The 10931-nt window shown below is 45.5% G+C and carries 14 protein-coding genes; 6 read left to right on the top strand and 8 right to left on the bottom strand.

The features are described from left to right. On the top strand, positions 1–620 hold a 620-nt coding region (locus tag VIP81_RS31385; protein WP_331971434.1), incomplete at its 5' end, for a metallophosphoesterase family protein. A 79-nt stretch (positions 621–699) separates the two neighbouring features. Here VIP81_RS31385 and VIP81_RS31380 read toward each other — a convergent pair. The 3 genes from VIP81_RS31380 to lgt all read right to left on the bottom strand — a co-directional run bounded on the left by VIP81_RS31380 (position 700) and on the right by lgt (position 3352). Beyond that, on the bottom strand, positions 700–1551 hold the full coding sequence (locus VIP81_RS31380; protein WP_331971431.1) for a DUF4846 domain-containing protein: 852 nt from the start codon (positions 1549–1551) through the stop codon (positions 700–702). Positions 1552–1614: 63 nt separating this feature from the next. Then, positions 1615–2553 carry a GTP-binding protein gene (locus tag VIP81_RS31375; RefSeq protein WP_331971428.1) on the bottom strand — a complete coding sequence of 313 codons (939 nt, stop codon included), beginning with the start codon at positions 2551–2553 and terminating at the stop codon, positions 1615–1617. Continuing rightward, a complete protein-coding gene (lgt, locus tag VIP81_RS31370; RefSeq protein WP_331971425.1) occupies positions 2540–3352 on the bottom strand; it encodes a prolipoprotein diacylglyceryl transferase in 813 nt (270 codons plus the stop codon). Before lgt ends, VIP81_RS31375 begins: the two co-directional genes overlap by 14 nt. A gap of 128 nt (positions 3353–3480) precedes the next feature. Between lgt and VIP81_RS31365 the strand changes: the two genes are divergently transcribed. After that, on the top strand, positions 3481–4323 hold the full coding sequence (locus tag VIP81_RS31365) for an MBL fold metallo-hydrolase (RefSeq protein ID WP_331971422.1): 843 nt from the start codon (positions 3481–3483) through the stop codon (positions 4321–4323). Here VIP81_RS31365 and VIP81_RS31360 read toward each other — a convergent pair. Next, positions 4244–4810, bottom strand: coding sequence for a hypothetical protein (locus VIP81_RS31360; RefSeq protein ID WP_331971420.1), 567 nt, complete (start codon positions 4808–4810; stop codon positions 4244–4246). The two genes, VIP81_RS31365 and VIP81_RS31360, sit on opposite strands and share 80 nt — an antisense overlap. A 57-nt stretch (positions 4811–4867) precedes the next feature. On the opposite strand from VIP81_RS31360, the gene VIP81_RS31355 reads away from it, so the two are divergent. The 3 genes from VIP81_RS31355 to VIP81_RS31345 all read left to right on the top strand — a co-directional run bounded on the left by VIP81_RS31355 (position 4868) and on the right by VIP81_RS31345 (position 6928). Beyond that, positions 4868–5371, top strand: coding sequence for a PA2169 family four-helix-bundle protein (locus VIP81_RS31355; RefSeq protein ID WP_331971417.1), 504 nt, complete (start codon positions 4868–4870; stop codon positions 5369–5371). Between the two features lie 167 nt (positions 5372–5538). Then, complete coding sequence (locus VIP81_RS31350) at positions 5539–6147, top strand: Crp/Fnr family transcriptional regulator (protein WP_331971414.1); 609 nt, start codon at positions 5539–5541, stop codon at positions 6145–6147. Between the two features lie 49 nt (positions 6148–6196). Continuing rightward, the gene (locus VIP81_RS31345) at positions 6197–6928 is read left to right on the top strand and encodes an alpha/beta hydrolase (RefSeq protein ID WP_331971411.1); all 732 of its coding nucleotides are present in this window, start codon (positions 6197–6199) and stop codon (positions 6926–6928) included. Here VIP81_RS31345 and VIP81_RS31340 read toward each other — a convergent pair. Further along, a complete protein-coding gene (locus tag VIP81_RS31340) occupies positions 6884–7831 on the bottom strand; it encodes a DUF4349 domain-containing protein (protein ID WP_331971408.1) in 948 nt (315 codons plus the stop codon). The genes VIP81_RS31345 and VIP81_RS31340 overlap by 45 nt on opposite strands. 136 nt (positions 7832–7967) lie before the next feature. Here VIP81_RS31340 and VIP81_RS31335 point away from each other — a divergent pair, with 136 nt between their 5' ends. Further along, positions 7968–8381, top strand: a complete 414-nt coding sequence (locus VIP81_RS31335) for a helix-turn-helix transcriptional regulator (protein WP_331971405.1) — start codon at positions 7968–7970, stop codon at positions 8379–8381. Here the strand turns inward: VIP81_RS31335 and VIP81_RS31330 are convergent. From VIP81_RS31330 to VIP81_RS31320, 3 genes are all read right to left on the bottom strand, one after another. Continuing rightward, positions 8349–8837, bottom strand: coding sequence for a hypothetical protein (locus VIP81_RS31330; protein ID WP_331971402.1), 489 nt, complete (start codon positions 8835–8837; stop codon positions 8349–8351). The two genes, VIP81_RS31335 and VIP81_RS31330, sit on opposite strands and share 33 nt — an antisense overlap. A gap of 382 nt (positions 8838–9219) precedes the next feature. After that, a complete protein-coding gene (locus VIP81_RS31325) occupies positions 9220–10026 on the bottom strand; it encodes a hypothetical protein (RefSeq protein WP_331971398.1) in 807 nt (268 codons plus the stop codon). A 139-nt stretch (positions 10027–10165) separates the two neighbouring features. Continuing rightward, positions 10166–10931: Gfo/Idh/MocA family oxidoreductase (locus VIP81_RS31320; RefSeq protein WP_331971395.1), on the bottom strand; the 766-nt coding region annotated here is incomplete at its 5' end.

Genomic DNA, 10931 nt, shown 5'->3' with positions numbered 1-10931 from the left:
AGCTCTGGCAGATCTGGGATGATTGTATCAGCAGCTTAAATGGTTTTGAAATTTTCAGCTGCATCGGCAATCATGATAACTGGTGGAAAGCTCCCACCAAAGAAGATAGCATGTATGGTAAAGACTATGTGGTAAAGCGTTTGAAAATACCGTACCGCTATTATAGTTTCACCCGCAAAGGCTGGCATTTTATTATCCTGGATGGCAACAACGATAAAATATCGCTGGATGAAGAACAATACCAGTGGCTGGAAAAGGACCTGCAACAACTGCCTGCCAACACCCCCACTTTGGTGATGTCGCATTACCCGATATTAGGCATTACACCTATACTGGTAGGCGGTGGCCATTCCGATCATCAACGCCTGAAAACATTATTTTTCCAACACCGCGACAAAGTAAAAGTTTGTTTGAGTGGCCATAATCACCTCTCCGATAACGCGGTGTACAATGGCATAAGATATTGTTGCAACGGTGCTATGAGCGGATTTTGGTGGGGTAAGGGAGATAAAGAATCTGCCGGTGAAGGCTATTACCTGGAAACACCACCAGGATATGCTATCCTTAAATTATATGCAGACGGCGAAGTAGAGAATGAATATATAGCGCATACAGAATAAATTGGTGCTAGCCCCAAAAACACACAACAGCGCATTATTCATGCGCTGTTGTTGTATATATAAAACCCCCTCTTGCATTTCAGGGAAACCGCGTCAACTCATTGGCATCAAACACCCATTCCGGCGTGAACAGTTTTCCTGAAAAGCCCGCTGCGTACCAGGGACCAGCAGCACCGGGATTCTTCAGCACATGGATATTCTGCGCAGGCATATAACTTTGTGCCAACAAAAAAATCCGTTCTCCTACCGCATTTTCCGCCACATCCATCACGATCACTGCATGTCCGGGTGCTCCGCCTCTGATAAATACATCTCCGGGGAGTAATTTACGTGTATCCTTTACCGGTATTAATTCTTTGCTAAGCGATAGCGTACCTGCCCAGGAAAAAACTGTTTCAAGATATTGTGCAAAGCAAGCCTGCCCGCTGCCCGGGGCTGCCTGTCGTACTTTTTGAAGGCGATTGTTTTTCAGTACAAAACGATCCCCTTTCATCCAGTCGCTATACGCCATCTTTGTTCCATCGGTGGCGTTGAAACTGATTTCCCCGAATGATCTGGCTGCATATAAATATTCTGCATACAAACGCATGACGGCATCAGCGCATTGCTGCAGGTTTTTGCTGCCCACAGAAATATCCAGTACTGCATATTGCGCCTGCTGATTATTTTTTAATTGTCCGTTATAGAGATATACTTTGTTGTCTTGCTTCAATGGCATGGTACGCAACCAGGCGCCAAAAGTACCTGCTAACTGCGGCAGCCGTTTGTAGCCGGCCGGCAATGGAATATCGGATACTGATTTCGTAGTGGCATGAGCGTTATTAGACGCGACTGTCGGGATCGCCGCTTCATTCCATAGCACCGGTTTATTGGCAAAGATGATAAACAGGAATATACAAATGGAAAATGAGGAAGTCTGCGCGAGTGTCATAACCATGAATTTTATGGAAGATGCTAAAAGCGAAAATTTCCATAAATTTATTTTTACAGCGCGCTATCCCCTCAGTGCCGGCGCCAAAATCCGCTGTATAGTAGCCGTTTTCAAATCTTTGCCTATAAACACCAACGTTGACGACGGCGGTATATCGCCCCATTGTCCTGCAGGCAGGATGTTCAGGTATTTTCCGGTAGACTGTACCAGCATGCGGTCCGGGCTATCTTTCACCTGTATATACCCTTTAATGCGATATAACTGGTCAGGATATACGTTACAATGAAAATCGAGCACAAATACCAGCATGTTCAGGTCGAAAGCTTGCGGGGATTGAAACAATACGGTATTGACTTTATGGGGTGATTTCACCGCAGGCACCGGTGCCTGCGGGACTAAGGGCTTCTCGGGGAATTGCAGGGTATCCAGGGATATGCTGCCGTTTTCAGAGGTGGTGATAAAAGCCAGTGGATTCATTTGTTCCAGTTGCTGCGACAAATAGATCAGTTGCGACACCGGTAGCTGTTTTATTTTATTGATGATGATCACGTCGGCGCAGGAAATTTGTTTGCCGGTTTCAGGTACCTGTTGCAGGCGTTCAAATACATTTTCCGCATCAGTGATGCAGATGGTGCTGACCAGTGTGTAATGGCGTTTCACATCGGGGGTATGGAACATGCCGACGATATTGCCTACATCCGCAATGCCGGTGGTTTCTATGAATACGTGATCGGGGCGATGTTCCTGCCGGAGTATGCCGCCGAGTACTTCCATCAGGTCATTGTCGAGTGAGCAACAGATGCAGCCACTGGTAAGTTCATAGAGCTGGTCTATTTTTTCGGCAATCAGTGTGGCGTCGATATTCACTTTCCCGAACTCATTTTCTATTACCACATTCCGATAGCCGGTAAACTGCGACAGCAGGCTGTTTAAGATGGTAGTTTTGCCCGCCCCGAGGAAACCGGTTAAAATGTACACCTTTATAGGTCTATCTCCCTTCATATCTCTTCTTATAAAAATTTAAAAAATAAATGCCCAGCAGGATCAGCGGGATACTTAGCAGCTGTCCCATATTTAACAAATAGCCTTTTTCGAATGCCACCTGATTTTCCTTTACAAACTCAATAATGAAACGGGCCGTGAAAACCATGATGAGCAGATAGCCAAACAGGCGACCGGGTTTAGTAAACGGTACCTGTTGCCGATAAGCATAGCATAGCACCACAAAAATGAGCGCGTAGCAAATTGCTTCATACAACTGGGCAGGATGGCGTGGCAGGGCATCTACCCTTGTAAATACCACCGCCCAGGGCCATGGGGAAGGAATGCCGATAATTTCGGAGTTAAAGAAATTGCCGATGCGGATAAAACAGCCAGCCAGCGGTACTACCAATGCCAAACGGTCCAGCAGCCAGATCAAAGGCACCCGGTACCGAAAGCTGAATAGCAGCGCCGCCAGCAAAATACCGATGGCCGCACCATGACTGGCCAGTCCCTGGTAGCCGGTGAATTCGACACGACCATCTGTAAAAGTAAAAGGCAGGAATATCTCCCAAAGATGATATTTGTAATAAGCAAAATCGTAAAAGAAACAATGCCCCAGGCGTGCACCTATCAATGTGCCGGCCATGATATATACCAGCAGACGATCCAACGTTTCCCGGGAGCGCTGCTCCTGCCGGAATACATACCATAGTACCATATAAGCCCCTATAAAGGCCAGCATAAAGCCGATACTGTAATACCGCAGGGCAAAACCGCCTATGCGGAAAATCTCCGGTGATACATCCCATTTTATCATTAGCATAGTCAATAACATGCGGTGAAATCTGTTCCGGCAAATATACTTTAAAAAACAATATGCAACATAGTTGCATTTATAAAGAACCGGTTCATCAAATCTCGACCTGAAATTCTACCTTTGTCCGCATGTCATTATTTATTACATCATTGAATTCGGGAAGCAACGGTAACTGTTATTACATCGGTAACGACAGTGAAGCGGTGTTGGTGGATGCAGGCATCTCCTGTAGGGAAACGGAAAAGAGAATGGCCCGCCTGGGGTTAACAATGACAAAAGTAAAGGCGATATTTATTTCGCATGAACACATAGATCATATCCGGGGTGTAACGGTGCTGGCAAAAAAATACCGGCTGCCGGTGTATATTACCCAAAGTACCCTTACCCATGGCGGTCTTACCCTGGATGAACAGCTGGTGATGTCGTTCAATCCTTATGAGCCGGTACAAATAGGCGCGCTGGCTGTCACCGCTTTTCCCAAACATCATGATGCCTCAGAACCACATAGCTTTATAGTGGCGGGGAATGCGGTCACCATCGGCGTATTTACCGACATCGGCGCCCCCTGCGAGCATGTGATCCGTCATTTTCAGCAATGCCATGCTGCGTTCCTGGAAGCCAATTATGATACAGAAATGCTGGACAAGGGCAGGTACCCTTACTACCTGAAAAACCGTATCCGTGGTGGGAAAGGTCACTTATCCAACGCACAGGCGCTGGAAATATTTAATAACTACCGTCCCACTTTTATGAGCCATCTGTTGTTGTCCCACCTTTCCAGGGATAATAATAGTCCGGAGCTGGTGCAGGCGCTTTTTAACGAGCATGCCAATGGTACCGCCATCGTAGTGGCTTCCCGTTACGCCGAAACAGCGGTATACCAGATCAGGGCTACAGGCTCTGAGGACACCACTGCAATAACGCCGTTATCAGTACCCACAGCGGAAGTGCTACCAGGAAGATTATTTTAAGCCGCGTCCTCTTCTTGCCGAAGAATAGTCCTCCTAAAATAAATAAGTAGAACAACAGTACCGGCACCGTGACGGGGCTCAGCATAAATGCCGCGAATAACAAGGTGTCGAGTTGCTCCCCGGGGTGAATAGGATCGTAACGACGCATCCATAAAGAAGGGCGCAGGTGATGTTCTGCCACATAATGATTAAACGCTTCTACACTATGGAAGGTCAGGGCGGTACAGGTAGTCTCATTTGCGATCACATATACGCCACTATCCCGTTCTCCAATAATATAATTCCGGTAAAAGTACCAGTCGTGGAAATAAATGCCTTCGGACGACGAATCGGGGCATTTTGACCATCTCAGCTCTGCGCGATAGGTACTGGTACCGTCATATTCCATCTCATTCCCGCCTGGTGTGGATTTCACCCAGGAAGAAAGTCCACCTGCGTAAGCAAACTGAAACAGCAAACAACTCATTAACAAAAATAAATACCGCATGGATTCACCCGATTTCATGACAAAGCGGGAAATTAGGTAAATCTGTTGGCATGTTTTATGGCGTCTACCAGATACACTAAAAAAAACTTCACCATGGAAACTATCACCGCCGCAGCTACCAACGAGGTACTAAATGACCTGATCGCCATTAACAATGATCGTATTCAGGGTTATGAAAAAGCTTTGAAAGAAGTAAAACCGGAAGATGCTGACCTGAAGGCGCTTTTCACTGACATGATTGCTGAAAGCCACCAACTCCGCAATGCACTGGGCAATGAAGTACAGGCCGCCGGTGGCACCATGGAAAACAGCACTACCACCAGCGGTAAGGTATATCGTGCCTGGATGGATGTAAAAGCCATCTTTACCGGTCATGACCGTCATACGGTATTATCTAATTGCGAAGCAGGAGAAGATGCCACACAACGGGCTTATAAAGATGCGCTGGACCACGAAAATCTGCCGGCATATATACGGGAAATGTTAGCCCAACAAAAAGAGGAACTGAAACGTTCGCATGATAAAGTGAAAGCTAAAAGAGACCAAACAAAGAAAGCATAAAGCGAAAAGCATAAAGCAAAAAGCTATTGAGGCGAATGAACGGAGCGGATATAATTCCTTCTCACAGTCCATTCGTCTCAATAGCTTTTTGCTTTATGCTTTTCGCTTTATGCTTTCTGCTTTATGCTTATCAAAAAAATGCTATTTTGCGATTAAACAACGCCTGCATGAAATACGAATTGCCAGCTGTGTACCATCGCCTCATGAAAAAATACCCGGTTGTCACCGAGGCGGAATGGCAGCTACTGGATTCCATTGCCACTGTAAAGCACATCAAAAAAGGAGATTCATTTTTGCGGTATGGGAAAGTAGCGCGCTATGCTGCTTTTGTGATATCCGGCATGTTTAAATTTGCTATCCTGGATGAAGAAGGTAATGAGAAAATCGTAAAATTCAGTTTCATCGACGACTTTCTCGCCAACTGTGAAAGCTACAATAAGAAAGCGCCGTCCGGGGTGAGCATTATCGCCGTGGAAGATGCCGTGGTGTTGAGAATTAACATCAAAAAACTGCAACCACTCTATGATCTTCATATGAATTTGCTGCATGTAAATCTGCAGTTGTACCAGGAACTGCTGGAACAACAATCTGAACACCAGTATATTCTTTCTTTAAAAAGCCCGTTACAACGTTACAGGTTCCTGCTGGAACGCCGCCCTTTTATCATACAAAAAATATCGCTCACCAATATTGCCCGCTACCTTTACACCAGCCGGGAAGCCCTTAGCAGAGCGCGATTATACCTGCTGGACCAGACCCGCAACTTTTGTGACTGAGATCACAGTCTTACACCCCGCTACGTAATAGCTTTGTATCAAAAATTCTATGAAACAAAGCATGATTTTATTGCATGGTCTTTTTGGCGGATTAAGTAACTGGGCGGGCGTTGTTACACACTTTGAATCACGCTTCGATATTCATATTCCCCCCTTGCCTATTTATGATCAGCATGGAGAAGATAACCTCGATTACCTGGTTAATTTTCTGACGGGGTATATTCAATCGGCTCAACTGGAAAACGTAATACTGGTGGGCAATTCGCTCGGTGGTCATGTGGCCATTTTATATACGCACCGGTATCCTGAAAAGGTAGCCCGGTTAATTCTTACCGGCAGTTCTGGTTTGTATGAAAATACCAGTATGGGTAGTTATCCTAAGCGGAGTAATTATGCTTACATAAAAGAACGGGTGGCTTATACTTTTTACGATCCGGCTACTGCTACGGATGCACTGGTGGCGGAAGTATTTGCGACTACTACGGATGCCCGCAAATGTTTTCACATCGTAAAAATGGCCAAATCAGCCCAGCGTAATTACGTCGCTGCGCTCCTGCCACAGATCTCTACTGTTGTTTTACTGATATGGGGAGAAGAAGATAAAATTACTCCGCCGGAAGTGGCCCTGGAATTTAAACGCTATCTGCCGCAAGCTGAACTGGTCATGCTTTCGAAATGCGGCCATGCGCCTATGATGGAACTACCGGCGGAGTTTAATGCAGCCCTGGATGCTTTCCTAACTTCTACGCAGGATTACCTTCCGGTAGCCGATCCAGCCTAATACAAAGGCGATCAGGAAGGGCCAGATCTGCACGAAAAACAATAAGATATTGCGCAATATTTCTGCACCGCTTTTTACGGCTGTCAGCAACTCTGTACCAAACCCTGCACGGCTGATCTGTGCGGGGTTTAACATAATCTGTACATCTGTTACCTGTGGCTGATACAGCTGGATGGTGAGTGTAGAATAATTAACGTCATCCAAAATGGCCAGGTTATTTATTCTGCGATCTATCACCGCCGCATCTTTCTGATCCTGGTAGGCAACGGCATTCAGTTGCGCATCATTACTTTCCGTACCGGTGGTAGTGGTTACATTGACAGAAGTTCCGGCGCTGGCTTTCTCCCGTTTTTCAGCGGCCTGTTCCCGTCTGGCAGCGGCTTTTTCTTCTTTTCCGGTCTTTAATTCGTGCTGCTCATTCTTCATGGCATTGGCCAGATATTTCAGCGTCATGTCCTGGTCTTTGATCACCCGGTGTTCTATGAAACTGGCGATCGCGGTGAGTGATTGATCTACCGAATCCAAATGTTCTACCGGCACTTTTAACGTGAGGTTTACAGTGGGGGTATACAGCTGAATGCTTTTGATAGAGTCAGCACTGTAAGGCAGTTGGTAGTGTTGAACGGATTCGTTTTGCAAATTACTTTCCACCACTACGCCACCTAAACTAGTGACCAGCCGTTCCAATTTGGAAGTAGCTTGAAACACGCTGGGGACGCGGCATCGCGCGTCGGCCGACTTTACCCTTTTACGGGAGGAGGAATTAATGTTGTTGATGTCTTCGGAGAGAGATGTAGAGTCTGCAGTAGCCGCATAAGCTCTTTCTTCCTTAGACAGCTGGTGGGCGCTACAGGCACACAAGCCTAGTACAGGGATCATCAAATAATAAAGTGAAGGGCGCATAACAGGAGAATTTAAACTTTATACGCCGAAGCGGGAAAAGGTAACCTTTTCCAAATTGTTAAAATCAAAAACGCGGGTGCCACATGATAAGCAGCTATTTTTTAATTTAGTACCTTTAGTACTTATCTTTTTCATCATGCCCGAACTTCCTCAGAAATACCAATCCAGGAAAGCAGCCATTACGGCTACATTTATTGAAGCTGTCAACAAACATATAGATCAGATCATGGATGGCAGCATTGATCGGATGTACCATATTAAAGACTTTGCGAGCCAGATGTTCATTCATCCGGTGCATTTGAGTAATACCATTAAGCTGCATACCAATCATGCACCCTGCTATTTTTTTGAGATGAGATTGATGGAAGAAGCCAGGAAGATGCTGGCGCATTCAACGCTCACCATCACCGATATTGCCGATAAACTTACTTTCGATAATTCCAATTTTACTAAATTTTTCAAACGTTTCGAAGGGGTTACGCCTTCGCAGTACAGGCTGCAACATGCAAAGCCGGCATCAGAAGTAGCGTTGCAGGTAGATGGGTTTTAGGAAGAAATAATTATTCAATGGCTTGTTATCAAACAAATCTCCGTCGTCGAAATAAAATCCATTGGTAAATTCTGTTTTTGAATTCAGTTGTATTTTTCCCGATGCATGTTCTACTATAAAATACACGGGAATGATCACATAATATTTACCACTCTTACCCGTAAACTTATTCCATCGGATATCCAGGTCCTGCAAACGGAAGAAACGGGGCTTCAGATCTCCTGCCACGTTGGTGGAACAATACAGTTTAGTAATTTCTCCATGGTCAATTTCTGCTTTTAAGGAAAAAGCAAGACTGGTACCTCCTGTTTTCATGGGGATGAGTGCCGTATCCATAAACCGGCTTAACTGCTGATAAGTGTCGTTGAAAGAGGTAGCTTGCTGCGCTTGTACACTTACCGCAAACAAAACAATGATAATGGGGAGGACAATGATATTAAAACAGCTAAATCTCATAGTACCTGTTTTCATATGACATGAAATAACGTTAACGGCTATCCTGTTTACTGATAGTTAAGTTACGATTTCTGGGGCTAAAAAGATCGCAGGCAGGTAAAAAAGGGTATTTAAGGCAGATTTAGTTGAAAGGCATGTTCTTTCATATGGAAGGTAAATATTATTTATGTAGTGCGAGTTTTTGTCTTTCCCAGGATTATACTGATTTAGATGATTTTCCAGATTCTTGTTTTACAGGATTAAAAAGATTTGGGTAGATATTAGCGGATAACTGTCGCTCATATCTACCCAAATCTTTTTTAATCTTCCAAAATCAGAAAAACAAAAATCTGGAAAATCATCTAAATCAGTATAATCCTGGGAAAGACAAAAACTCGCGCGCTTACGCCGTCACCGGTTGTGGCACCGCTTTAAGACGTTTGCGGCGCAGGTAATGCGCTATGCCTATTTCTATGCAGGGGATGGCAAAAATGAGCAGGAAGGTGATCAATACGCCTTTCTGCAAGCCTTTGAGAAAATGATCCACCTGTATCAGGGCGATGTTCACAAACAGCCCCCCATTGATGATAGCAGTGATTTCTGTTTGCATCAGGTCGGCGCTCACTTCTTCATGGAGTCCCAGTTTTTCGGTCAGGAGTTTTCTGATGTATTTTTTGATGACAAAAGCAATACCGGCGCCTTTGGTGGTACGCAGCATAAAGCTAGCCATTTTACCCTGTACACCTTCCAGGGAAGCCCGTTGCTCCAACGTAGATCCGTATACGTTATACACTACGGTGCCAATGGTATCAATCAGTTGATTGGAGGTGAGTCCGGCTATGGGAGAAACACCGCCCTCCTTTGACCCGAAAAGTGATTGTACCGCACTGTTGGCCTTCTCATCAAAAACGGAAGGTACATGCTTCGCATATACGCCGGCATGTGTTTTAATATCTTTCCGCAGACTATTAAAAAAGCCCCATTTAAACCCAAAAAAACCTGCCAGCAGCGGCAAAAGAATGAAGTAGGTGTAAGCAATAAACCGGAGTACTTTATGAGAGCGATCCACGAGAATATGCTTGCGTAATAAAATGACCAGTACCAACGCGACGATGAAAGCTAAGAGACCACTGAGGACGGCGCCCCAAATAAATACCGCGGGGTTGGTAAATTCGGCTGCCAGATGGAAGTAATTAACAACGGATTTCATGGAAGGTTAAATTTTTAGGCCGCAAGATAAACGAAAACAGTTGTGTTCCATGTAAACATCGTGATTATTTGGCAGCAAAGTATCTAGTGAGGAAGGTTGCTGGCGTGATACACAAATATCCCACCAGCAACTTCCCGGATCAGAATTTAACCGTCTTGCCGGTACCTACTGATTCCCGTGCGGCAGTGAGAATACGTACTACAATCACATTATTGGCGGGTGCATATAACCCGTGGTCGGGCATTTTGATGCTGCCATTCAATACATCGATCAGGTAGCGGAAAGGATCTTCATATACTGGTATATCCGTTGCCGTTATATGCCTGGTGATGGCAGGCTGGCGTTCATTATTGCGTTGTATCAGCGTGTTTTTATCGGCGGCAATCAGGTAGCCTTTGTCGCCATATACTTCCATGTCTTTACGGCTGAAAGTCCAGTTCCAGGAGGCTTGTATCGTGCATTGTGCGTCGCCGTAATCCACCAGGATGGTGGCATCATCTTCTACCTTAGGATATACCAGTGGTTTATAATGGCGGGCGACTGCAGTAACGGATATGGGTAAACGATTTTTCATGAGATGGGTCATCAGGTTGGCGCCATAGCAGCCAAAGTCCATCAGTGCGCCACCGCCATTTAGCACCGGATCGGTGAGCCATTGCAGAAATTCGGGGCCACAGCCGATTTCTTTAGGTCCCTGATGACCGTCGTTGATGGTGACTTTTCGTACCTGACCGGCAAAGCTGCTGTCGTTCAGCAGCTGAAAAGTTTTGGCCACGGAGGGATACCAGCTGGTTTCATAATCGGTGAGCAGTTGCACCTTGCAGCTGCGCGCCAGCGAATCCATGAACTGTGCATCTGCTACCGTCGTGGCCAACGGTTTTTCCACCATGATATGAATGTGGCGG

Source organism: Chitinophaga sp. (assembly GCF_036566945.1).
In the GTDB taxonomy this organism is placed as follows: Bacteria; Bacteroidota; Bacteroidia; order Chitinophagales; family Chitinophagaceae; genus Chitinophaga.
The sequence above is the reverse complement of the archived record's forward strand: the minus strand, read 5'-3'. Positions and strand labels throughout refer to the sequence as shown.

Coding starts and splice junctions, on each gene's coding strand:
- VIP81_RS31355 (WP_331971417.1), top strand. CDS start 4,868: ATGGCGTCTACCAGATACACTAAAAAAAACTTCACCATGGAAACTATC.
- VIP81_RS31340 (WP_331971408.1), bottom strand. CDS start 7,831: ATGCGCCCTTCACTTTATTATTTGATGATCCCTGTACTAGGCTTGTGT.
- VIP81_RS31375 (WP_331971428.1), bottom strand. CDS start 2,553: ATGAAGGGAGATAGACCTATAAAGGTGTACATTTTAACCGGTTTCCTC.
- lgt (WP_331971425.1), bottom strand. CDS start 3,352: ATGATAAAATGGGATGTATCACCGGAGATTTTCCGCATAGGCGGTTTT.
- VIP81_RS31360 (WP_331971420.1), bottom strand. CDS start 4,810: ATGCGGTATTTATTTTTGTTAATGAGTTGTTTGCTGTTTCAGTTTGCT.
- VIP81_RS31365 (WP_331971422.1), top strand. CDS start 3,481: ATGTCATTATTTATTACATCATTGAATTCGGGAAGCAACGGTAACTGT.
- VIP81_RS31380 (WP_331971431.1), bottom strand. CDS start 1,551: ATGACACTCGCGCAGACTTCCTCATTTTCCATTTGTATATTCCTGTTT.
- VIP81_RS31330 (WP_331971402.1), bottom strand. CDS start 8,837: ATGAGATTTAGCTGTTTTAATATCATTGTCCTCCCCATTATCATTGTT.
- VIP81_RS31335 (WP_331971405.1), top strand. CDS start 7,968: ATGCCCGAACTTCCTCAGAAATACCAATCCAGGAAAGCAGCCATTACG.
- VIP81_RS31350 (WP_331971414.1), top strand. CDS start 5,539: ATGAAATACGAATTGCCAGCTGTGTACCATCGCCTCATGAAAAAATAC.
- VIP81_RS31345 (WP_331971411.1), top strand. CDS start 6,197: ATGAAACAAAGCATGATTTTATTGCATGGTCTTTTTGGCGGATTAAGT.
- VIP81_RS31325 (WP_331971398.1), bottom strand. CDS start 10,026: ATGAAATCCGTTGTTAATTACTTCCATCTGGCAGCCGAATTTACCAAC.